Here is a 22,494-nt window from a genome sequence, read left to right as displayed (position 1 = left end):
CAACAGATCCGGCGCCAACTAGCCGACGGAGCGTGGCTTGCGTTTGCTGAGGAACTCGGCCCACGACACGACCTCGGGGTGCTCCTTGAGCAGTGCCCTGCGCTGGCGTTCGGTCATGCCGCCCCAGATGCCGTACTCGACCTGGTTGTCGAGCGCTTCAGCCCCGCACTCCCGCACCACCGGGCAGTGCCGGCAGATCGCCACCGCCCGGCGCTGGGCGGCCCCCCGCACGAAGAGTTCGTCGGGATCCGAGGTGCTACACAGCGCTTTGGCGACCCAGGCACGCTCACCCTCGGTCACGATGGGTAGAACGCTGCTCAGCGCCGTGCGGTTCGGTCGTTGCGCGGAAGGCGGTATTTCTGACAATCGAGGGTCCCTTCACACCGGCCGCACGCTGCCGCGGCCGCCCTGCCGAGAAGAAACTGCTACCGGCTGCGAACGGCTGACGCTGATGACCGACACGAGTAGCCCTCCGAGCTGGCAAATGACAACCGGCTATATCGTCACTGCCCTCGCGGGGGCTCAGTAGCGTAGTCGACTACTGCACTTGAAGCGGTTCCGCAGTTGGCCCAAGCCGTTCACCAACTGGTGGTGTTGGCCGCCTTGTGCGCGTGTTGATTTAATGGCCGGGAACCCGGTATCGCCCGAGAGCCGTAACAGAAACGCAATGAGGAAGCGCGCTACTTTGGCCGCTGGAGGAGCACTCGGGGTGCTGGCCAGGCGCTATCTCGCGCTATCCGGCCGAGCGGTTATTGCGCTTTTCGAGGAATTCCGACCACGACACGACGTCGGGGTTCTCCTTGAGCATTGCCCGGCGCTGACGTTCGGTTAAGCCGCCCCAGACGCCGTATTCAACCTGGTTGTCGAGGGCGTCGGCCGCGCACTGCTGCATGACGGGGCAGTGCCGGCAGATGACGGCCGCTTTGCGCTGCGCGGCTCCCCGCACGAAAAGTTCGTCGGGATCGGCGCTCCTGCACAGGGCTTTCGCGACCCACGAGCGGTCGCCTTCGGTCACTGAGCGCAGGTTGCTGTTGACCGGAACTAGGTTCAGTCGACGCGCGGCGGGCCGTGATTCTGACAACAAAGTCTTCCCTTCATCCCGGCCCGCACGCTCGGCCGCTCCCCTTTGGTGAAGATGGTCCTGGGTTCAGCCGCCACGCCCAGAGGTGTGATGCAGATCTCCCGATTGCCTAAGGTAGCTGTTCGGCATCGATTGCGCAACGCTTTCTGGCACGCGCGTGCTAGATCTTTTCGCCGACCTGTACGCGGCGGCTGGAAAACCGGCCTTGGCTACGAGTCGCGCGAGCTCAGGGACGATCGTGCACGGCGTCGATCGACCGGTAAATCCGCTGCTCACTTACCGGACGCGGGGTGCCGAGCTGCTGGGCCCACAGGCTGACCCGCAGCTCCTCGATCTGCCAGGCAATGTCACGGACATCGGCGGCTCTCCCCCGCGCCGCCGGCAAAGCGTGCACCAGCTCGTCGTAGGCGTCTTGCACGGCCCGCACCCGCTGCATCCGCTCCCGGTCGGCGCCGAGCGCGTGCGGCAGCCGCTCGAGGCGGCGAACGATCGCCATCAGGTAGCGGGTCAGATCGGCCAGGCGCGCAGTTCCGGTGCGGGTGACGAACCCGGCCGGCATGAGCCGTCCCAACTGGGCGTTGATGTCGGTGATCGCGTCGCGCTGCGCTGCTGACGGCCGCTCGGGCAGCAAGAGTTGCACCTCTTGCGCCGCGGACAACACCTTCTCCACGCGGGCGACGACGTCGACCGTCGTTGGCACCAGTTCGTTCGCCACCCGATCGCGCAGCGCGGCGAACTCGGCGCGCGACCACGCCGGCCCGGCGACCAACACGTCCGTCGCGGCGTCGGCGCAGTCGTCGAGCAACGCGGACACGGAGCCGTCCGGGTTCGCGCCGAGCGCCAGGCGGGTCCGCAGATCCAGCTGCCGCTCAACCGCTTTGACCGGCGAGGCGACGCTCAACCGGACCAGCCGTCGCGTGCCCGCGCCCATCGCGCTTTCCTGCTCGCCGGGCGTGGCAAAGACCCGCAGGTCCACGGCGGTTCCCGCGTCCACCAAGGCGGGAAAGCCCCGCACGATGCGTCCCTTGACCGTGCGTTCCACGACTCGAGGCAGTTCCTCCAGGTCGCTGGGCCAGCTGCGCAGCCCGCTGCGCTCCAGGTCGGCCACTTCGGCGCCGATTGTGGCGGCCACCGCGCGCCGTGCCGGCGCCGCCAGCCGCTCCTGCAGCGCGCCGAGGTCCTTGCCGCGGGCGATCTCGGTGCCGTCGCTGGATTCGACGGCGAACGTCACCCGCAGGTGTGCCGGCAGCTTGTCCAGGTCGAAGGCGTCGATGGGCACCAGAACCCCGGTGCGACGACGCAGTTCGCGCTGCAGCGCGTCCAGCAGCGGTTCCTGTGCCGGGTCGATCGCGGCCAGCACCGCGCGCGCGGTATCGGGGGCCGGAACGAAGTTGCGCCGCAACTCTTTTGGCAGCGAGCGGATGAGCGCGGTCACCAGCTCTTCACGCAGCGCCGGTACCTGCCATGCGAATTCGTCGCCCCCCAACCGCGCCAGGACGTCGACCGGAACGTGCACGGTGACACCGTCATTGGCGGCGCCCGGCTGAAATCGGTAGGTCAGCGGCAGCGCGACATCGCCCGCTTCCCAGGTGTCCGGCCGATCGTCATCGGCGGCGTGGGCGGTGCGGAGCAGATCGTCGCGGCTGAAGGTCAACAGATCCGGTGTCCGATGCCGCTGCTTTTTCCACCACGCGTCGAAGTGCCGCGCCGAGACGACATCGGCGGGGATGCGGGCGTCGTAGAGCGCGTAGATGTCGTTGTCCCCGACCAGCAGGTCGCGACGGCGGACCCGCTCCTCCAGGTCCTCTAGTTCCGTGCGCAGCACGGCATTGTCGCGAAAAAAATGATGGCGGGTCTGCCAATCACCCTCCACAAGCGCGTGCCGGATGAACAATTCCCGCGCCACCACGGGCTCCACCGAGGCGTATCCGACCCGTCGGCGCGCCACCAGCGGCAGGCCGTACAGCGTGACCCGCTCGACGGCCATCACCTCGCCGCGTTCGGCGTCCCAGTGCGGTTCGCTGTAGGTGCGCTGCACCAGGTCACCGGCCACCCGCTCGACGGCCTCGGGCCCGATGCGCGCGGCGGTCCGCCCGTACAGCCGGCTGGTCTCGACCAGCTCTGCCACCACGACCCAGCGCGGCGGCCGCTTGCTGAGCACCGAACCCGGCGCCAGCACGAAGCGCGAATTGCGCGCGCCCAAATAGTCGCGGGCATCCTCCCGTCGCATCCCCACGTGCGACAGCAGCCCCGCGAGCAGCGCGGCGTGCACCCGGGCCGGGTCGGCGGGCTTGTCGGACTCGTGAATTCCGAGATCGCGGGCGATGCTGCGCAGCTGCCCCACGAGGTCCTGCCACTCCCGGATCCGCAGAAAGTGCAGGAAGTCGTTGCGGCACATCCGCCGAAAGGCACTGCCAGACAATGCCTTTCGCTGTTCGCGCAGGTATCGCCAGAGGTTTAGGTAGGTCAGGAAGTCGGAGTTCTCGTCGGCGAAGCGGGCGTGTTTCTGGCGGGCGGCCTCCTCGCGGTCGGCCGGCCGTTCGCGCGGGTCGGGGATCGACAGCGCGGCGGCCAGCACCAGCACCTCGCGCACACAGCCCTCGGTCTTGGCCTGCAGAATCATCCGGCCCAGCCGGGGGTCGACCGGCAGGCGCGCGAGCCGACGGCCCAGGCCGGTGATCGCGCCGTGGGCGTCGAAGGCGCCCAGCTCCTGCAGAAGTTGCACGCCGTCGCGGATGCTGCGCGGATCGGGCGGGTCGAGGAATCCGAAGTTCTCGACCTCGCCGAGCTGCAGCGCCGCCATTTGCAGGATCACCGAGGCGAGATTGGTCCGTAGTATTTCGGGATCGGTGTAGCGCGGGCGGGCGGCGAAATCCTCCTCGGAATACAGGCGGATGCACACCCCGGGCGCCAACCGGCCGGAGCGGCCGGCCCGTTGGGCGGCGGAGGCCTGCGACACCGGTTCGATCGGCAACCGCTGCACCTTCAGCCGTCGGCTGTAGCGCGAAATGCGGGCGTTGCCCGGGTCGACGACGTAGCGGATTCCCGGCACGGTCAGCGATGTCTCGGCGACGTTGGTGGCCAACACGACGCGGCGTCCGGTGTGCGGTGCGAACACCTTCTGCTGCTCGGCGGTGGGCAGCCGGGCATACAGCGGTAGCACCTCGGTGTGCTTGAGGCTGCCGCTCAAAGCCTCTGCGGTGTCGCGGATTTCACGCTCACCGGACAGAAACACCAGGACATCCCCCGGTGGTTCGGCCTCAAGTTCGTGGATCGCGTCGACGATCGCCTCGATTTCGTCGCGGATCTCGGTGCGGATAATTTCGTGATCGGGATCGTCGGGGTCGCTGGAATCGTCGTCGGAGCTGGACGCAACGACTTCCAGTGGCCGGTACCGGATTTCGACGGGGTGGGTGCGCCCGGACACCTCCACGATCGGGGCTCCACCGAAGTGTGTGGCAAAACGCTGCGGCTCGATCGTCGCCGATGTGACGATCACCTTCAGGTCGGGTCGGCGCGGCAACAGCTCGCGCAGGTAGCCGAGCAGGAAGTCGATGTTGAGGCTGCGCTCGTGGGCCTCGTCGAGGATCAACGTGTCGTAGCGCAGCAGGCGGCGATCGCGCTGAATCTCGGCGAGCAGGATGCCGTCGGTCATCAGCTTGATCAGGGTGCGGTCGCTGACCTGGTCGGTGAACCGGACGGAGTAGCCGACCGCGTCGCCCAGCGGGCAGCCCAGTTCGTCGGCGATCCGCTGCGCGACCGTGCGCGCAGCCAGCCGCCGGGGCTGGGTGTGCCCAATCGTGCCGCGGATGCCGCGACCGGCATCGAGGCAGATCTTGGGCAGCTGAGTGGTCTTGCCCGACCCCGTTTCACCGGCGACCACGACCACCTGGTGCGCCCGCAGCGCGTCGGCGATGTCCCGGCGCCGCTCGCTGACCGGCAGATCGGGATAGGTGATCGCCGGGACGGCGGCCTGCCGCGTCGCCACCAGCGCTTCGGCCTTGGCGATCTGGGTGGCGAGCGGCCGCAGCTTCTCGGGCGTGGCGCCCCGCAGCTTCTTCAGCCGCCTGCCGAAGTGCGCGGCATCGCGAATGGTCAGGCCGTCCAGTCGCTTGCGCAGCGCCGCCAAAGCCGCCGCGGGCGTCTCGCTGGAGGGTTCGGCCATTCCGACCACAATAGGCAAGGCCAACGTCCAGTACGGTGCAGAAGCCGGACCATGTGACCAGGAGTGTTGACGGGATGCATCTCAAGCTGCCGGGTCGGACGACTCGTCGAAACCGGCTGGTGCTGCGTGCTGACGCCGGAAGCGGCTTCTACGGCAACCAACAGGCGCGGCTGCTCAGGATCTATCTTGGCGCGACGACGTTCCTGTTCACCTGGGGCGTGGTGTTCACCCTCTTCCCAATCCATCGAGGAATGAAGGGCGGGCAGCCGATCGGGGGCATCGTCGCGATTGCCCTCGGCCTGGCGGCGCTGCTGTGGCTTGCCGCGCGGCCCGACAAAACCGCGCCCGCGACGGCGGCGGCGATGGCGGCCACACCCATCGTGATGGCCTTCCACGTTGCGATCACTGCCGAGTTCGCGTGCCTCATCGCGCCGATGTTTCTGGCGATGTACCTGCGTGCCTTCTACTCGCCGCGCCGCGGGTTGATCCTGGTCACTGCGCTCACCGGCGCGTGTGTGCTGGCCCTTGCGGTCGCCCCCGCCCCAAAGCTGTTCTACCTCGACTACGCCATCTTCGTCGTCGCGATCTTCGGGGCTGCCGAGTCGTTCGGCTTTGTGATGCGGGCGCTGGTCGCCGCCGCCTGCACCGATCCGCTGACGGGCTTGCTCAACCGCGCCGGCTGGGAGATCGGGACGGCCGACCTGCTGACCCGATCACGTTCCGCGGCAGCCACGGTCACCGTGATCGCCTTGGACATCGACAACCTCAAACAGCTCAACGACATCGAGGGGCACCTGGCCGGAGACGAGCATCTGATCGGCTGCGCGAAGCGCTGGCGCGACTTGACGCCCGCCAACGCCGTCCTGGCCAGGCTGGGCGGCGACGAGTTCGCGGTGTGCATCGCCGAGCGGACGGGCGCGACGCCGACGGCGGCGGAGCGCTTCATCGCCGGCGTCCGGCTGCACACGCCCGAGACGAGCATCGGGACGGCGGCCGATCGGGGCGACGCTGCCGATGTCGCCGCGCTATACGCGAGCGCCGACGCCAGTCTCTACGCCGCCAAGCGCGCGAGGTCGCGCTAAGGCATCGTTCGAAATCGCCTGGTGCGCTTGGCTTTTCAGGCGTTAAGCGGATCGAACATGACCGACGGGTCGATGCCGAGCTGGCGAGCAACATGGGAGGCGTCCCAGTACTCGCGCCAGTGGGTGATCTTGCCGTCGCGGACCTGGAAGATCGCCACCACGTTGAACGAAACCTCAACGCCGTTCATGGCATTGATGTCGAGGCGCTCGACGACGACGGTGTCGTCGTTGGACACGATGGTGCGGATTTCGCTGCCCTCGATCATGCCGGTCGAAAGCTGGCTGTGCTTTTCGAGTTCGGCGCGCGCCGCGTCGCGCCCGACGATCACCGGTGACAGTGGGACATGAAGTTGCCAGGCGAAATCGTCAGAGATCAGCCCGACCATCGTGTCGACGTCCATCCGCTCGCCGTAAGCGGCATGTATAAAATCGACAACCAGCTGTTCTGTCTTGTTCTTCGCCACAACGCTTTTCGTCATTCGTTGACAATAAGCGTCTTCCGGGTTCCAGAGGAAGAGTCAGTTTTTTGCTGCGTTAGGCCTTGGCCTCGCGCCATCCCCGCTCGAAGGGCAACCGCCACGCGTTCGGCGCGATCAACTGATGAATGGCGTTGGGGCCCCACGTGCCGGGCGGGTAGGACTTGACCGGCGGCGGATCGTCGAGCAGCGCCTGCGAACGCTCCCACAGTGATTCGATGCCCTCGGCGGTGGTGAACAGCGTGTGATCGCCCCGCATGGCGTCGAGAATGAGCCGCTCGTAGGCCTCCAGCGTGGCGGAGGAGGACGGGATCTCTCTCGACGAGAATTGCATGGACAGTTTGTCGAGCTTCATGCCGGGCCCGGGACGCTTGCCGTAGAAGGACAGCGACACCTTTGAGTTGTCGGCGAGGTCGAACGTGAGGTGATCGGGACCCTGGGTGCCCACCCCCGACCCCGCCGGGAACATGCTGCGCGGAGCCTCTTTGAACGCGATCGAGATGATGCGGATGCCCTCGGCCATCCGCTTGCCGGTGCGCAGATAGATCGGCACGCCGGCCCAGCGCCAGTTGTCGATCCCGACCTTGAGCGCGATGAACGTCTCGGTGTCGGAATCGCTTGCAATCCCGGGGGTGTCGCGGTAGCCGCTGTACTGGCCGCGCACCACGTCCGAACAGTTGATGGGCAGCATCGACCGGAACACCTTGTTCTTCTCTTCGCTGATGGCATACGGTTCGAGCGCCGTCGGCGGTTCCATGACGACGAATGCCATCACCTGCAGCAGGTGCGTGACGACCATGTCCTTAAACGCGCCGGTGCTCTCGTAGAAGTTGGCCCGCTCGTCCAGTCCCAAGGTCTCCGGGATGTCGATCTGGATGTGGTCGATGAAGTTGCGGTTCCAGATCGGCTCGAACAGACCGTTGGCGAAGCGGAACGCCAGGATGTTCTGGGCCGCTTCCTTACCCAAGAAGTGGTCGATCCGGAAGATCTGGGATTCGTCGAACGTCTCGTGCACGAAATCGTTGAGCGCCACCGCGCTGGCCAGGTCGGTGCCGAACGGCTTCTCCATCACCACCCGGGAACGCTCGACGAGGCCGGCCTCGCGCAGCGTCGTGATGACGTCGCGCGCCGCTTTCGGCGGCACCGACAGGTAGTGCAGTCGGCGGGTGTTCGGTCCGAGGTTGACTTCGGATTCGGCGACGGCGGCGGCGAGCGATGCGGGTCCGGCGCCCTGGGGGACGTACCGGATGATCTTGGCGAAGTCGGCCCACTGTTCGTCGGTGAGCTTGTGGGCGCCGAACGAGTCGATCGCGCTTTTGGCCAGTTCCCGGAACTCGTCGTCGGTGAGGTCTTCCAGCGACGTCGCGATGATGTGGATGTCGGGCGCGAGCTCGGACTGATCCAGGTACGCCAGGCCGGGGATCAGCTTGCGTTTGGCCAGATCCCCGGTCGCGCCGAACAGCACGATGACGTGGGGATCGAGCGGGTCGTAGTCGTGGCGGCGCGGGCGTGAACCCGGCGCCGGATACGCGATCGTCTGCGGTTTCTTGGTGGCCACCCCCGCGATACTTCCACCGCCGCGCCGTGTTCGCAGCCCTGCGGGTGTTCGTTCACAAAATGTCCACGTGCCGAATGGCACGCCCTGTTCGCCGAAGCCGTTCCGGGCCCTGATGATTCGTCGCGCCGGGCGGCGCAGAATAGCGAGCATGAACGGAATCGACGTCTCGCTCTTCTGCCCGGCGCGCCACCACGTTGGCAATCTCGTCAAGAACGCCGCCCAGATCGGCTACAAGCCGCGCGATAAGCAGCAGTTGACGGCGTGGCCCACGCATCAGGCGGACATGTGGTGGGAGGTCTCGTGTCCCGACGGCTGCCCGGGCGCGTTCGGCGGCGCCGTCGACCCGATCCGGCAGGAGGTGGACCGATTGGCGGCCGACCCGAGCCGGACGACGGCGCACTACACGCTGCAGCGCGTGGGCTGAGGGCGGCTCAGGTGGGCAGGTAATCGAAGTAGGTTGTCCCGATACCGCTGGGGTCGCGGGCGATCCACACCGGCCCCTGCGCGAAGGGCTCGAACCCGGTGTTCATCCCGGCATCCGGCACCGTCGTCGGGATGTTCGTTGCGGTCGTCTGATAGTGATACAGCTCGTGACCCATGCTGTCGTAGACCGTGATGATGTCGCCCGGGTGCACCGCGCCGACGGATGACGGAATGGTCCCGTACACGCCGCCGGAGTCGATGAACGCGCCGGGAACCGACACCTGCTGCCCGTTATTGACCGAAACGAGCAGGTTGCCGACCGGCGCGCCGTCAACGTGGTTGTATGCCGGAAGGGGGTTGGTGCTGGAGAACTGCAGATAGCCCTGCGGCTCGTTGATCAGCACGCCCCGATTCATGGTGGGGTCAGGCAGCCCGTTGACCGGTGAGGCGCCCGGGCTCGGGCCGCCCGCGTTCACTCCGATGCCCAGGATGCCGGCCGCGCCGTTGCCGCCGGCGAAGCCCCCGAACGGGGTCGGGAAGCTGAGCATGACGACGTCGACCGGGATCGACGAGACCAGGCCGTTTCCGAAGTCCACCGTGGTGTTGAACGTGACGTAGAAGTACGTCAGGCCCCCGCTGTACGCGCCCGTGCCGATCCCGGTGGGCAGGCCGAGGTGGAACAGCCCCACGTCGCGCAGTGGGATGACCAGACCGGTGGACCCGGTGTCGACCAGCACGGGCACGCTCGGTCCGCCGCCGACAGAGACATTGACCACCGGCTCGGTGCCCTGGTAGATCGGCATCGACACCCCGCCCGGCCCCAGGGTGGCCCCGGTTTCCCCGCCAACCCCGAAGCTGCCCAACAACCGGCCGGGGGTTCCGCCCGCTCCGCCGGGTGCGTTGGTACCGCCGTCGCCGCCGTTCCCGCCCGAACCGAAGAAGTTACCGGCGTTGCCGCCTCCGCCGCCGGCACCGCCCCCGGCGCCCCCGCCTTGTCCACCGTTGCCGCCGTTGCCGAGCAGGATCCCACCGGTACCCCCGGCCCCACCCGCCTTGCCGGTCCCGGCGTCGCCGCCGTTGCCGCCGTTGCCGATCAGACCCGCGTCACCGCCGTGGCCCCCGGTTTGCCCGGCCCCACCCGACCCGCCGTTGCCGCCGCTGCCGAGGATCCACCCGCCGTCGCCGCCGGCCTTTCCGGTGCCCGCGGCCGCGTCGGCGCCGTCGCCGAACAACGGGCGGCCCGTGATGTCCTTCCACGGCGAAAACCACGCGAGGTCCGACGCGATTTGCAGCGGCGAGGCGTTCGCCGCTTCCGCCGCCGCATACGCGGCCCCGGCGCCGCTCAACGCCCGGACGAACTGGGCATGAAACGCGCTGGCCTGCCCACCGAGCGCCTGAAAGGCCTGGCCGTGCCCGGAAAACAGCGCCGCCACCGCGGCCGATACCTCGTCGGCGCCGGCGGCCAGCAGCCCGGTGGTCGGAGCGGCCGCCGCGGCGTGGGCCGCATCCAGCGCCGAGCCGATGCCCCGCAAGTCCGCCGCCGCTGACGCCAGCACTTGGGGCGTCACGTCCAAAAGTGACACTTAGCCCCCCTTGTCGCCCGATTGAGTGGGTTACAGCCTATCCAGAGCCTGTCGGCGCGCGTCGGATTTCATAGCACCTTCATGGCGCTACTGGTCGAAAACCAGTTCGTGATTGGTGTAGTCGACGTAGATCGGCCGCTGCGTGAACGGGATATACCCGGTGTTCTGGCTGCCCGAGGTGATGACCGACGGTGCATTGCCGTTCACGACGTACGAATACAGCTCGGTACCGCCGTCGTAGACCGTGATCGTCGTCCCATTGGGCACGGAACCCGTGCCGCCCGGGATCAGCGACTGCAGGATGGTTCCGTACACGCCGCCGGAGTCGACGATCGTGCTCGGGTTGGGGTTGGACGTGACGGTGCCGTTCGAGTTGCTGACCACATAAGTCAGTCCGTTCGTGGTCGTCCCGTCGCTCAGGGTTGCGAGCGGGGTGTAGGGGTTGGGCCCGAACACCAGCTGATTGTGCGGCTCGTCGACGAGCACCCCCTGACCGAGGTTGCCCGGCAACGCCTGCGTCGGGCTGTAGTGGTTCGGGCCTGCGGTGGTGTTCCCGACACCCAAAATGCCGACCGCGCCGTCGGAGGAAACGAAGTTGGAGAACGACCCGCCGAACGAGAAGATCACGACATCGACGGGGGTTGCCGAGGTGACAATCCCATTTCCGAAATTGATGGTCCCGTCGAACTTGACGTACAGGTAGGTCAATCCCCCGCTGTAGGCGCCGATCCCGACCCCGGTCGGCAGCCCCAAATGTTGTAAACCGATGTCCTTCAACGGGATCACCAGACCGGTCGATCCGGTATCCAACAGCAGGGGCACAGTCGACCCGCCGTTGACCGAGGCGTTCACGAGGGGCTCGGTGGTCTGATAGATGGTCAACGGCACGGAGCCGTTCACGTTGCTGCCACCGGCCAACCCGTTGCTGCCGTTGGCGCCGAACAACCAGCCGCCACGGCCCCCTGCGCCGCCCCCGCCGGCGTAGCTGCCGTCCGATGCTCCGCCCGTCCCGCCGGCCCCGCCGACACCGAACAGCCCGGCATTACCCCCGTTGCCGCCGGCCTGCCCCGCCGCGCCCGAGCCGCCGTTGCCGCCATTGCCGAGCAGCCACCCGCCGTCGCCGCCGTTGGCCCCGGTGCCCTTGGCGCCGTTGGCGCCGTTACCCACCAGCGGGCGCCCGGTCAGCTCCTTCCACGGCGAAAACCACTGGGTGCCCAACACGGCCTGTTCGGCGGCCTGCAGCGGCCCGGCGTTGGCCGCCTCGGCGGCCGAATACGCGCCTTGCGCGCCGCTCAGCGCCTGGACGAACTGGCCGTGAAACGAGCTGGCCTGCGCGCTGAGCGCGTGAAAGGCCTGGCCGTACTCGCTGAACAGGCCCGTCACCGCCGCCGAGACTTCGTCCGCGCCGGCAGCCACCAGCCCGGTGGTCGGGGCGGCGGCCGCCGCGTGCGCCGCATTCAGCTCCGCGCCAATGCTCTTCAGATCCGCTGCCGTCGACTCCAGCAGCTCGGGAACCACGTCCAGAAGCGACACCTATGCCCCCTTTAGGTCCTTCACGGATGCGTGTGGTCAGCCTCTCCAGATCCTGCCCGGGGAGCCCGGCTTTCGCCACACCGGTGACCGGCTCCACGTCGACTCAAAGCTGATTCCGAAGGTGTGCCAGGATTTGAGAATGAGTCCACGCAGCCTTGCTCGCACCGTCGGTGCCGTCTTGTTGACGGCTTGGGCGCTGCTGAGCACGCCGATTTTTAGTCCCGCGGCCGCAGCCGATCCCTGCTCGGACGTGGCGGTGGTATTCGCGCGCGGCACCCATCAGGAGCCCGGCCTGGGCAACATGGGACAGGCCTTCGTCGACTCGCTGACCCCGCAGCTGGGTGGGAAGTCCGTCGATGTCTATGCGGTCAACTACCCGGCGAACGACGACTACCACAACAGCGCCAACGCCGGCGCCAATGACGCCAGCGCTCACATTCAAGGCATCGTCGCCGGTTGTCCGAAGACGAAGATCGTGCTGGGCGGGTATTCGCAGGGCTCGACGGTGATCGATCTGGCCACCAACCAGATGCCGCCCGCGGTGGCCGACCATGTCGCCGCCGTCGCCCTGTTCGGCGAGCCGTCCAGCGGGTTCTCGACCATGTTGTGGGGCGGCCAACCGCTGCCGACGATCAATGCGGCCTACAACAGCCGGGTCATCAGCCTGTGCGCCCCCGACGACCCCATCTGCTCCGGGGGCGGCAACATCATCGCGCACGTTTCCTACATCGAGTCCGGCATGGTCAACCAGGCCGCGAATTTCGCGGCCACCAAGGTCAATCAGGGGCGTTGACCCAGGCTGGCATCATGAAGCCCGTCGTTGAGTTGGCCCGCGACACGGTCGCGGTTCGGTTGACGGTCGCCGTGGCGCTCGGCGTCATCGTCGCTGTCGCGGTGGGCAATACGGTCGGATGGCGATTCGCGCTCGTCGGTTGGATCACCGCTGCGGGCGTGTTCGTCGCCTGGACGCAGGCCATCGTGCTCGGCATGGACGCCGAGCAAACCCGGAAGTGGGCGACGCGGGAGGATCCCACCCGCTGGGTCGCCGACCTGGTCGTCCTGACGGCGAGTATCGCCAGCCTCGGCGGGGTGGGGTATGTGGTGGCGGCCGGGTCGCACACCGGCGCCAAGGCGCTGGCCGCCGCGATCGTCGGCGTCCTTGCCGTCACGGCGTCCTGGTTCGCGGTGCACACGCTGTTCACCGTGCACTACGCGCGGCTCTACTATTCGGGCGAGCCGGGGGGAATCAACTTCCACGACCCGGAGCCGCCGCGCTTCAGCGACTTCGCCTACGTCGCGTTCACCGTCGGCATGACCTTTCAGGTGTCCGACACCGAGATCTGTTCGACGTCGATCCGGGCGACGGTGCTGCGCCAGGCGCTGGTGGCCTACCTGCTGGGCGCCGTCGTCCTGGCCGTTACGATCAATCTGATCGCGGGGCTGGGCTCCAAGCTCTGACCCGCGCGCGCCAGTTACTCTGGCGGGCATGGCCATTGAGTCCACCATGCTCGCCCTCGGCACCCCCGCGCCGCACTTCGCACTCCCCGAGCCGGCCACCGGCAAGACGGTCAGCCTCGACGAGCTCACCGGTCCCGCGTTGGTCGTCACGTTCATCTGTAACCACTGCCCCTACGTCCAGCACGTCGCCGCCGGGCTGGCCGCGCTCGGCCGCGACCTCGCCGCCCAGGGCGTCGCGATGGTCGGCATCTCCAGCAATGACGTCGTCAGCTATCCGCAGGACGGGCCCGATCAGATGGTCGCCGAGGCCAACCGCCACGGCTGGACCTTTCCCTACCTCTACGACGAAACCCAGGACGTCGCCCGGGCCTTCTCGGCGGCCTGCACCCCCGACACGTTCGTCTTCGACGGCGATCGCCGACTGGTCTACCGCGGCCAGCTGGACGACTCCCGGCCCCGCAACGACGTGCCGGTCACCGGCGCCGACGTCCGCGCGGCCGTCGATGCGGTGCTCGCCGGGCGCGCGGTCGACCCGGACCAGCGGCCGTCGATCGGCTGCGGTATCAAGTGGCGTTGAGCAGTTCTAGCCGGTGTTGACGGATCACCAACCGCCGGGCCAGATCAGCGACACCGCATCCTCGGCGGGTTCGCCGCACGCGGCGGCGAACTGATCGAACGCCGTGGCAACGAGTTCACGGTCCCGGGGAGCCATCCCCCGCAGCGCCTTGGTGATGGCCCTGCGCCGATGCCTGACCACCTTGGTCACCAGCCGGCGGCCGTCCGCGGTCAGGCTCAACGTGATGTTTCGCCGGTCGGTCGGGGATTCTCGGCGGTCAAGCCAGCCGGCCTTGATCAGGCGGTCACAGATGCGGCTGGCATTGGACGGGTTGACGTCGAGGCCGGCGGCCACCGCGGCCAGGTTCAGCGGGCCGCGGGTATCCACCATGACCAGCACCCGCCACTGCGGCACGGTCACGTCGTCGACGACCGACGCTATGGACGAGGCGGCGATACCCACCAACGCGCGGGACGCGCGTGATACCGCCTCGATCTGATCGGCCGTGGGTCCTTCGGTGCGGGCGCTACGGCGGCGCTGTGCTGTGGTCATCAGAGCATCATTGCCTAGGGTGCGCCCCAACCGCGAACCGAAAGCGGTATTCATAGCAAATCCTTTGCTCATGAGCATCGGCGTTCGTGGCGACGGCGATTCGAGGAGCAACCGGCTCGATGCGGTCAGCGGGCAGGCCCGTAACGGTGCCGAACGTCTCGTCGGCGTTACGGCTGCGCACGCCGGTGCCGCACGAACCACGTTCGGGGGGTGCGGTATTGGCGTCGGGCGCGGCCCGTGAATTTTTGATGAACCAGTGCTGCTCGGCAATGGTGATCGAACGTACAACGAAATTCTTGGTTTGCGATGCGCGGCGGTGGGCACCTATGCGGCATGATCGCACTTCACATCAGGCGTTGTCTTGGCTCTGCAACCATCGCGGCATCGGGTCTTGGGGCTGCCGTCCTTCCCGTGCCCGCTGTGCCCTCCGCATCCGCCCAGCCGTGTCCCGACGTTGAGGTCGCTTTCGCCCGCGGTACCGGAGAGCCGCCCGGCGTCGGACCCACCGGCCAGGCGTTCGTCGATTCGCTGCGTGCGCGCGTCGCCGGGAAGTCGGTCGATGTGTATCCGGTCAACTACCCCGCCAGCAACGAGTGGTCCACCGGCGTCGACGGCATCAAAGACGCGGGCGCTCATGTCGTTTCGGAGGCCGCGAGCTGCCCGCGGACCAAGATGGTGCTCGGCGGTTACTCCCAAGGTGCGGCCGTGATGGGCTTCGTCACCTCGGCGGCCGTGCCAGATGGGGTCGACCCGGCGACCGTGCCCAAACCGCTGTCCCCCGACGTCGCCAACCACGTCGCCGCCGTCGTCCTGTTCGGCACGCCGAATGTCCGGGCCATGAATTTCCTCGGGGAGCCGCCCATCGCCATCGGCCCGAGCTATCAGGCCAAGACGATCAAGGTGTGCGCTCCCGAGGACCCGGTGTGTTCCGACGGGATGAATTTCGCCGCGCACGACACCTACGCCGACGACGCCAGCATGGTCGACCAGGGAGCCGCGTTCGCGGCCAGCAAGCTCGGCGCGGGACCCAGTGCTCCCCCGCCGCCTTCGCCGGTCACCGTGGTGCAGGCTCCGCAGCCGGGCCCGGGGAACTAGCGACACCGCCGCGCCGTCGGGTCGGCACTGCGCGCACGCGTAGGTTCGACACCGTGCCTCAAGTAGCGATACTCGACGACTACGCCGGCGTGGCCCTCGACCTCGCGGACTGGTCGCAGGTGCGGACCCGAGCCGATATCACCGTCTTCGACCGGCACCTGTCCGAGGAGCAAGCCGCAGACGCCCTGCAGCCCTTCGATGTGCTGTGCACCCTGCGCGAGCGGATGGCGTTCCCGCGCACCCTGATCGAGCGGCTGCCGAACCTCAAGCTGATCACCATCGTCGGCAAGACCCTGCCGAATCTGGATATGGCCGCGGCCACCGAGCACGGTGTCCTGGTCGCCCACTCGGACTTCGCGAATCCACGATTCCGCTCGGTGCGCGACGCCACCCCGGAATTCGCGTGGGGGTTGATGATCGCGACGGTGCGCAACCTTGCCGAAGAACACCTGCGCATGCGTGCCGGCGGGTGGCAGGCCAGCACCGGGATGACCTTGGCGGGCAAGACGCTGGGACTGCTGGGCCTCGGCCGGATCGGTAAGCGCATGGCCGAATACGCGAAAGTCTTTGGCATGCAAGTCATTACGTGGAGCCAAAACCTCACCGACGAGGCCGCGTCCGCGGTCGGCGCGCGGCGGGTCGACAAGGCGGCGCTGTTCGAAGAGTCCGACGTGGTCTCCATCCACCTGGTGCTCTCCGAACGCACCCGCGGGCTGGTCGGCGCGCCGGAACTGGCCCTGATGAAGCCGCACGCCTACCTGATCAATACGTCCCGGGGCCCGATCGTCGACGAGGCGGCGCTGATCGCCGCGCTCACGGCGGGGCGGATCGCCGGTGCCGGGCTCGACGTCTACGACAGCGAACCGCTTCCGCCCGAGCATCCGTTGCGGCTCCTACCCACCGTGACGTTGTCGCCCCACCTTGGCTATGTCACGCGCGAAATGCTCGGCGCCTTCTATTGCGACACCGTGGAAGCCGTGCAGGGCTGGCTCGACGGGACGCCCATTCGGATCGCCAACCCCGAGGCGCTATCCAGCTAACCTGCCGGTCGCCGTGCACCGCTGGCATTGTGCACCGATGAGTTTCGCGCGCCCTGGTGGTCATACCTTCGACACCACACACCCGAAGGATCGGATCTCCATGTCCCACGCCCTACCGCCGATCGTCGATGGCCAGACCTGGCGCGCGCAGCTCGACGAGCTGCGCAAGCGCGAGAAGGCCGCGACCCGCGAACTGGATGCGATCGCCGCACAGCGTCGGCGGCTGCCGATGGTTGAGTTGCCGGACTACACCCTGATCGGCGCCGAGGGACCCGTCCGCCTCGCGGACGTGTTCGCCGGCCGCTCGCAGCTCATCGTCTACCACCACATGTGGTCGGACGGCGCGCGGTGGCAGTGCGGCGGGTGCACCGGGTTCACCTCGCAGTTCACCAGGCTGGAGTTCCTCGACAACTACGACGCCCGCTTCGTCATCGTCACCAACGGACCGATCGACGAGGCGCTCGCCTACAAGCGCCGGGTCGGCAACCGGATGGACTGGTACTCGTCGTCGCAGAGCCCGTTCGGGTCGGACATGGACGCGCCTCCCGGCGGCGGCTTCGGGGTCAACGTGTTCCTGCGCGACGGTGACACGGTGTACCGCACCTGGCACACCAACGGGCGCGGCACCGAGCAACTCAGCCACACCTTCGCGCTGATCGACCTGCTGCCGTGGGGCCGACAGGAGGAATGGCTCGACTCCCCCGCCGGTTGGCCTTCGCGGCCCACCTACTCGGGTTGGCTCGACTCCCCCGATATCGCGCTCGCCTACGGGACAACCGAGGACAACTCATGACCGCCAGCACCGAGAGCTACACCGTCACCCGCACCATCGACGCCACCCCGGCCCGCATCTTCGCGGTCCTGGCCGACCCGACCCGTCACCGGGACACCGAGCCCACCGATTGGGTCCGCGATGCACTGGAAATCGCGCCGATCACGGCCGCCGGGCAAACGTTCGCGATGAACATGTTCTTCGAACCGGCCGGTGGCCACTACGTCGTTCACAACCTGGTCGATGTGTTCGATCAGGACCGTGCCATCGGCTGGATGCCGGGTCAGCTCGACGACGCGGGCAGGCATTCCCCCGGCGGCTGGTTCTGGCGCTACGACCTTCGTCCCAACGGCGACGGCACCGACGTCACCCTCACCTACGACTGGAGCGCCACGCCGCAGGAATTTCGCGACGAGGTCGGCGGGATGCCCGTGTTCGCCGAGGACTACCTCGACGCATCGCTGCTGACCCTGGAGCGCGTCGTCACTTCCGCAGAGTGAACTGGTTGACGTCGATGTGGCCGGACCGGAATAGCTTCGCGCAGCCGGTGAGGTACCTCATGTACCGCTCGTAGACCTCCCGCGACTGCAGCTCGATCGCCTCGGCTTCGCGCGCCTGCAGGGCCTGCGCCCACAGGTCGAGGGTCCTGGCGTAGTGCAGTTGCAGCGACTGCCGGCGGGCCAGCGTGAAACCCACTGTCGCAGAATGCTCTTCGACCATTTCGATGGTGGGCAGCCGCCCACCGGGGAAGATCTCGGTGACGATGAACTTGGTGAAGCGCAGCATGTCGATCGTCAGGGGTAGGCCCTGCTCGCCGAGCTGCTCGAGGGCCAACCCCGTGATCGTGTGCAGCAGCATCACACCGTCGGTGGGCAGGATCTTGTGGGCCAACGCGAAGAAGTCGCCGTAGCGGTCATAGCCGAAGTGCTCGAATGCCCCGATGGACACGATTCGGTCGACGGAATCCGTGAACTCCTCCCAGCCCTGCAACAGGACCCGCCGGGTGCGCGGGGTGTCCATGCCGTCGAACATGGCCTGCACGTGCGCCGCCTGGTTTTTGGACAACGTCAGGCCGATGACGTTGACGTCATATTTCTCGATCGCTCGACGCAGGGTGGCGCCCCAACCGCAGCCGATGTCGAGCAGCGTCATGCCGGGCTCTAGGCCCAGCTTGCCCAGCGCCAAATCGATCTTGGCGATCTGGGCCGCGTGCAGCGTCATGTCGTCGCGCTCGAAGTACGCGCAGCTGTACGTCTGCGTCGGATCGAGGAATAGCCGAAAAAAGTCGTCGGACAAGTCGTAATGCGCCTGGACGTCGGCAAAACGCGGCGTCAGCCCCTCAGTCAATGGTCTGTGCCTTTCCGGACCTGGGGCCCTGCGGATGTGTGCAAACTGGACACGATTACCCCCGCAAAGTGGTTCGAAACGGGGCGACACTTGGATTGCCCGACACCCGAGCTCAGTGCGAGGCGGTCAGGTCCCGGGTGGCCGGTCCTTCCAGCAACGTGCCGTCGGGCGCGAACCGCGACCCATGCAGCGGGCATTCCCATGCCTTGTCGGCGTCGTTCCATGTCACGATGCCGCCGAGGTGCGGGCACACCGGCGAAACCCGGTGCTGGCTGCCGTTCACCCGGCAGCGGGCTTCCAGATGCCAGGGCGGCCCACTCACCACGCCGCCTTCGTCCTGGCCGGGGTCGCGTCGGCCGGTGCGCGTCACCGGGGTGATCCACCCCGTGGTCAGCCTGAAGCCGACTTCGACGTTGGCTTGCATGGCCGTCAGCGCACCCGACAGCTCGTGGGGGCTCCAACTGGCGAACGCCTTCGACCAGTCCATCCGCCCGCCCAGCATGCGGCTCGAGAGCGCCAACGCGGCGGCGGCACCGTTCGTCATGCCCCATTTTTTGAAACCCGTTGCGATGAAGATGGTTTCGTTGTTCGGCAGGATAGGACCGACATAGGGCAGTTGGTCGATCGGTGTGTAGTCCTGCGCCGACCAAAAGTGGGTCTGCGCCGCGCCTGGGTAATGCCTGCGCGCCCATGACGACAGCTCCTCAAGCGCTGTGGTGGGGCTTTTCTCGCGGCCGACGGTATGACCGGCGCCACCGACAATCAGCACGTTGCCGCCGTCCACCGGCGCATAGCGCACCGAACGCGTCGGCGAGTCGGTGGAAATCATCATCGCGCGGGTGATGTCGCCGGGCACTTTGAAGGCGAAGCAATACGAGCGGCTCGGCTTGACCCGCGCGAAGTAGCCGCCGCGGTCCAGGATTGGGATCCCGGTGGCCAGCACGAGTTGCCTGCCGCTGATTTCGAGGTCGCCGTGCCCGGGCGTGTTGACGTGTGCGCGTACTCCCTTGCCGTGGCTGGACACTCGCCGGACCCGCGTGTGCTCGACCAGCCGCCCTCCGCGGTCGAGCAGCTCCGCGGCCAACGAGTCCAGGAACGGCATCGGGTCGAATTGGGCCTGATCGGCCAGTCGCACGCCGCCGTGGTAGGGAAACGGCACCCCGGCGTCGTCCTCCCAGGTGACCGGCAGACCGACCGCCTGACACGCTTTGAGTTCGGCGCGCGCAGAGGCGACGCCCCGGCGGCACTGCGCGTAGGTGTAGGCATCCTCGCGCTGCACCGGCACGCCGTGCGACGCGCAGTGGTTGAGCACCCAATCCTGGCCTTCGCGATTGCCCTCCACGTAGGCGCGGGCGGTGTCCTTGCCGTGCTTGGAAAGAATCTTCGACAGGTTGCTGCCCTGCAGCAGGCTGATTTTGGCCGTGGTGTTTCCGGTGGCACAGGCGCCGACGGTGCGCGCCTCCAGCACCAGTACGTCCTTGCCGGCGCGCGCCAGCAGCACGGCGGTCATGAGTCCCGTGATCCCGCCGCCCACGACGATGACATCTGCGGACCGGGACCCGCGGTCAAGCGGGTCAGACTGCTTTGCGGCCCAGGGCGGTTCGTGTCGATCGGCAAGCCATAACGAAGTCACAGCGTGGCTGATACCCCGACAGCTCGCGGCAAAACGTCTGCGGCGCTACCGCGCCCGCTTCAGCTGCGCGTGTGCGTCTTTCAGTGATGCCGCGGCGGCACGGCTGGCTTGCTTCGCCCTGTCGTAGCGTTTCTCGGCGGCGTCGAGCGCACGCTCGGCCTCGCGCAGGCCGGCCAGCGCCTCGTCCCGACCACGCCGAGCCGCGTCGCGGTCGGCTTGCCGCGCGGACAGTTCGTCGTCGGCTTCGGTCTTGGCCCGCTCGGCGGCGGCCGCGGCGGCCCGTAGCTTTTCCAGTTTGGGTTCGCGTCGAGTCTTCGTCGACGCGGGCGCCGCATCCGCGAACCCGCCGAAGCCAGACCATCGTTCCGCCTTGGTCAATCGACCCAGCCGCGCCCTGACCTCGGGATCGGCGATGGCGGCTTGCAGCGTGCCGGTGACGTCCTCGCGCACCGCCGACGACGGGTTCGTCACCCCGGCGGATTTGAACGCGGCCCGGGCGAGTTCGTTGATGAGCTTGTGTTGTTCGGCGGACAGGTTTCGAATGCGTTCGCCGTCCATGGCGGCATGCGCATCCCGCAACCGGTCACCGAGGTCGGACAGGCGTTGTCTGGTCTTGTTGTCCCGGAGCACGAGCCGGTTGACCATCCACGCCGCCGCCGTTGGTTTGCGTGCCGCGGAAATCCGTTTGGCGGCAGCGTCGTCGCCGCGTCGCTTGGCTGCCGCGCTCAATTCCGCGCGCTGCGCCGTGAAGACGTCCGGTTGCGCGCAATACAGACTGTCGAGTTCGTCGTCGGCCATGAGTCCATGATCTCTCGCTCACCGGGTTTACCGAGCACGCACATCGGGTTACCCGCAGTGCAACATTGTCCGTGCTCAAGAGGATGCAACGGTTTGCCAACATCAACGTCCATCGGTAGCGGCCGGAGGCGGCTGCTGCTGCTCGCCGTGTTCGTGGTGGTCGGGGTGGTCGGCTCGCTGCAGATTGCGGTGCCTCCGGGTTCTCGTTCGTCGAAACCGCTTGAGGCGGCGCAGGTCACGATCACGCCGGACGCCAATGCGCACGACGTCGATCCGGTCGCGCACGTCGTGGTCAAAGCCAACGTGGGCACGCTGACCGACGTGCGCATGGTCAACGACGGCGACAAGCAGGTCGACGGTGTGATGACGCCCGACAACAAGGTGTGGAAGCCCACCGTCCCGTTGGGCTACGGACGCACGTACACGCTGAAGGTCAGCAGTCGCGGACCCAATGGCGTTGACTCGACTCGGGTGTCGTCGTTTTCTACGCTGCGGCCGTCCAATCAGACGAAGGTTTCGTTCACCACGACGTCGGAGGCGGCGTTGAAAGACGGCGGCACCTACGGCGTCGGAACGGTGGTCGTCGCCCATTTCGACGAGCAGATCGCCGACCGCGCCGCGGCCGAGAAGCACCTGACGGTGACGACCAACCCCGCGGTGCAGGGTTCGTGGTTCTGGGTCGACGACCAGAACGCCCACTGGCGGCCGGAGCACTACTACGCGCCGGGCACCACGGTAACCGCCGAGGCCAAGATCTACGGAATATCGCTGGGGAACGGCATATTCGGGCAAGAAGACAACCGGGTGTTGTTCCGGATCGGCGACTCGCACGTGTCCGTCGCCGACGATGCCACCAAGCTGGTCACCGTCTTCGACAACGGCAAGCTGGTCCGTACCATGCCCACGTCCATGGGCATGGGTGGTACGGAAAACATTGCCGGACACACGATTTCGTTGTGGACGCCGCCGGGCATCTACACCGTGCTGGACAAGGGCAACCCGGTCGTCATGGATTCCTCGACGTTCGGCCTGCCCAAGAACTCGCGCCTCGGCTATCGCGAGACAATCAAGTACGCGACCAAGATCAGTACCGACGGCATCTATCTTCATGAGCTCGACGCGACGGTCTGGGCCCAGGGCCACACCGACACCTCGCACGGCTGTCTGAACCTCAACGCCGACAACGCGAAATGGTTCTACGGCTTCTCCGTCCCCGGTGACGTGGTGGAGATCCGCAACAGTGGCGGACCGCCGGTCAAACTGGAGCAAAACGGCGACTGGACGCTCAGCTGGGATCAGTGGCGCAACGGCAGCGCCCTGAAGTGACGAGTCGGCCCACCCG

The 22,494-nt window shown here is 67.4% G+C and carries 21 protein-coding genes; 10 read left to right on the top strand and 11 right to left on the bottom strand.

The window, feature by feature from the left end; genetic code table 11:
* Positions 1-18: 18 nt before the first annotated feature.
* The 3 genes from G6N66_RS14490 to hrpA all read right to left on the bottom strand — a co-directional run bounded on the left by G6N66_RS14490 (position 19) and on the right by hrpA (position 5,246).
* The gene (locus tag G6N66_RS14490; RefSeq protein WP_269474952.1) at positions 19-321 is read right to left on the bottom strand and encodes a WhiB family transcriptional regulator; all 303 of its coding nucleotides are present in this window, start codon (positions 319-321) and stop codon (positions 19-21) included.
* 412 nt (positions 322-733) lie between these two features.
* The gene (locus tag G6N66_RS14485) at positions 734-1,081 is read right to left on the bottom strand and encodes a WhiB family transcriptional regulator (RefSeq protein ID WP_085231063.1); all 348 of its coding nucleotides are present in this window, start codon (positions 1,079-1,081) and stop codon (positions 734-736) included.
* 226 nt (positions 1,082-1,307) lie between these two features.
* Positions 1,308-5,246 (bottom strand): ATP-dependent RNA helicase HrpA, encoded by a 3,939-nt coding sequence (gene hrpA, locus G6N66_RS14480; RefSeq protein WP_085231054.1) that lies wholly within the window; start codon positions 5,244-5,246, stop codon positions 1,308-1,310.
* Between the two features lie 116 nt (positions 5,247-5,362).
* Here hrpA and G6N66_RS14475 point away from each other — a divergent pair, with 116 nt between their 5' ends.
* Positions 5,363-6,328, top strand: coding sequence for a GGDEF domain-containing protein (locus G6N66_RS14475; protein WP_085231062.1), 966 nt, complete (start codon positions 5,363-5,365; stop codon positions 6,326-6,328).
* A gap of 35 nt (positions 6,329-6,363) precedes the next feature.
* On the opposite strand, the gene G6N66_RS14470 is transcribed toward G6N66_RS14475, so the two are convergent.
* Together G6N66_RS14470 and zwf are read right to left on the bottom strand one after the other, a co-directional pair.
* Positions 6,364-6,792, bottom strand: a complete 429-nt coding sequence (locus G6N66_RS14470; protein ID WP_232079305.1) for a limonene-1,2-epoxide hydrolase family protein — start codon at positions 6,790-6,792, stop codon at positions 6,364-6,366.
* A gap of 70 nt (positions 6,793-6,862) precedes the next feature.
* The gene (zwf, locus tag G6N66_RS14465; RefSeq protein ID WP_085231052.1) at positions 6,863-8,362 is read right to left on the bottom strand and encodes a glucose-6-phosphate dehydrogenase; all 1,500 of its coding nucleotides are present in this window, start codon (positions 8,360-8,362) and stop codon (positions 6,863-6,865) included.
* 148 nt (positions 8,363-8,510) lie between these two features.
* On the opposite strand from zwf, the gene G6N66_RS14460 reads away from it, so the two are divergent.
* Positions 8,511-8,786: a hypothetical protein gene (locus G6N66_RS14460; RefSeq protein ID WP_085231051.1), complete on the top strand. Its 276-nt coding sequence runs from the start codon at positions 8,511-8,513 to the stop codon at positions 8,784-8,786.
* Positions 8,787-8,793: 7 nt separating this feature from the next.
* On the opposite strand, the gene G6N66_RS14455 is transcribed toward G6N66_RS14460, so the two are convergent.
* Positions 8,794-10,368 (bottom strand): PecA family PE domain-processing aspartic protease, encoded by a 1,575-nt coding sequence (locus G6N66_RS14455; protein ID WP_085231050.1) that lies wholly within the window; start codon positions 10,366-10,368, stop codon positions 8,794-8,796.
* Positions 10,369-10,455: 87 nt separating this feature from the next.
* Entirely contained in the window at positions 10,456-11,901 is a 1,446-nt protein-coding gene (locus G6N66_RS14450; RefSeq protein WP_085231049.1) for a PecA family PE domain-processing aspartic protease, read from the bottom strand.
* Between the two features lie 139 nt (positions 11,902-12,040).
* On the opposite strand from G6N66_RS14450, the gene G6N66_RS14445 reads away from it, so the two are divergent.
* From G6N66_RS14445 to G6N66_RS14435, 3 genes are read left to right on the top strand one after another with little or no spacing between them, the layout of a single operon-like run.
* A complete protein-coding gene (locus G6N66_RS14445; protein WP_085231048.1) occupies positions 12,041-12,694 on the top strand; it encodes a cutinase family protein in 654 nt (217 codons plus the stop codon).
* A gap of 14 nt (positions 12,695-12,708) precedes the next feature.
* Positions 12,709-13,359 (top strand): DUF1345 domain-containing protein, encoded by a 651-nt coding sequence (locus G6N66_RS14440; protein ID WP_085231047.1) that lies wholly within the window; start codon positions 12,709-12,711, stop codon positions 13,357-13,359.
* A gap of 28 nt (positions 13,360-13,387) precedes the next feature.
* The gene (locus tag G6N66_RS14435) at positions 13,388-13,936 is read left to right on the top strand and encodes a thioredoxin family protein (RefSeq protein WP_085231046.1); all 549 of its coding nucleotides are present in this window, start codon (positions 13,388-13,390) and stop codon (positions 13,934-13,936) included.
* Positions 13,937-13,960: 24 nt separating this feature from the next.
* Here the strand turns inward: G6N66_RS14435 and G6N66_RS14430 are convergent, their stop codons facing one another.
* On the bottom strand, positions 13,961-14,467 hold the full coding sequence (locus G6N66_RS14430) for a MarR family winged helix-turn-helix transcriptional regulator (protein ID WP_085231045.1): 507 nt from the start codon (positions 14,465-14,467) through the stop codon (positions 13,961-13,963).
* A 333-nt stretch (positions 14,468-14,800) separates the two neighbouring features.
* On the opposite strand from G6N66_RS14430, the gene G6N66_RS14425 reads away from it, so the two are divergent.
* From G6N66_RS14425 to G6N66_RS14410, 4 genes are all read left to right on the top strand, one after another.
* Positions 14,801-15,562: a cutinase family protein gene (locus G6N66_RS14425; RefSeq protein ID WP_085231061.1), complete on the top strand. Its 762-nt coding sequence runs from the start codon at positions 14,801-14,803 to the stop codon at positions 15,560-15,562.
* A gap of 53 nt (positions 15,563-15,615) precedes the next feature.
* The gene (locus G6N66_RS14420) at positions 15,616-16,602 is read left to right on the top strand and encodes a D-2-hydroxyacid dehydrogenase family protein (protein WP_085231044.1); all 987 of its coding nucleotides are present in this window, start codon (positions 15,616-15,618) and stop codon (positions 16,600-16,602) included.
* Between the two features lie 100 nt (positions 16,603-16,702).
* On the top strand, positions 16,703-17,395 hold the full coding sequence (locus G6N66_RS14415; RefSeq protein WP_085231043.1) for a DUF899 domain-containing protein: 693 nt from the start codon (positions 16,703-16,705) through the stop codon (positions 17,393-17,395).
* Positions 17,392-17,874 carry an SRPBCC family protein gene (locus G6N66_RS14410; protein WP_085231042.1) on the top strand — a complete coding sequence of 161 codons (483 nt, stop codon included), beginning with the start codon at positions 17,392-17,394 and terminating at the stop codon, positions 17,872-17,874. Before G6N66_RS14415 ends, G6N66_RS14410 begins: the two co-directional genes overlap by 4 nt.
* Here the strand turns inward: G6N66_RS14410 and G6N66_RS14405 are convergent.
* From G6N66_RS14405 to G6N66_RS14395, 3 genes are all read right to left on the bottom strand, one after another.
* On the bottom strand, positions 17,858-18,721 hold the full coding sequence (locus G6N66_RS14405) for a cyclopropane mycolic acid synthase family methyltransferase (protein WP_085231041.1): 864 nt from the start codon (positions 18,719-18,721) through the stop codon (positions 17,858-17,860). The two genes, G6N66_RS14410 and G6N66_RS14405, sit on opposite strands and share 17 nt — an antisense overlap.
* Positions 18,722-18,833: 112 nt before the next feature.
* A complete protein-coding gene (locus G6N66_RS14400; protein ID WP_085231040.1) occupies positions 18,834-20,354 on the bottom strand; it encodes an FAD-dependent oxidoreductase in 1,521 nt (506 codons plus the stop codon).
* Positions 20,355-20,399: 45 nt separating this feature from the next.
* Complete coding sequence (locus G6N66_RS14395) at positions 20,400-21,152, bottom strand: hypothetical protein (RefSeq protein ID WP_085231039.1); 753 nt, start codon at positions 21,150-21,152, stop codon at positions 20,400-20,402.
* Between the two features lie 93 nt (positions 21,153-21,245).
* On the opposite strand from G6N66_RS14395, the gene G6N66_RS14390 reads away from it, so the two are divergent.
* A complete protein-coding gene (locus G6N66_RS14390; protein WP_232079304.1) occupies positions 21,246-22,478 on the top strand; it encodes a L,D-transpeptidase in 1,233 nt (410 codons plus the stop codon).
* Positions 22,479-22,494: the final 16 nt, after the last annotated feature.

Source organism: Mycobacterium conspicuum (genome assembly GCF_010730195.1).
Taxonomy (GTDB): Bacteria; Actinomycetota; Actinomycetes; order Mycobacteriales; family Mycobacteriaceae; genus Mycobacterium; species Mycobacterium conspicuum.
Note: the sequence above shows the minus strand (reverse complement) of the source record. Positions and strands in the feature narration are given on the sequence as shown.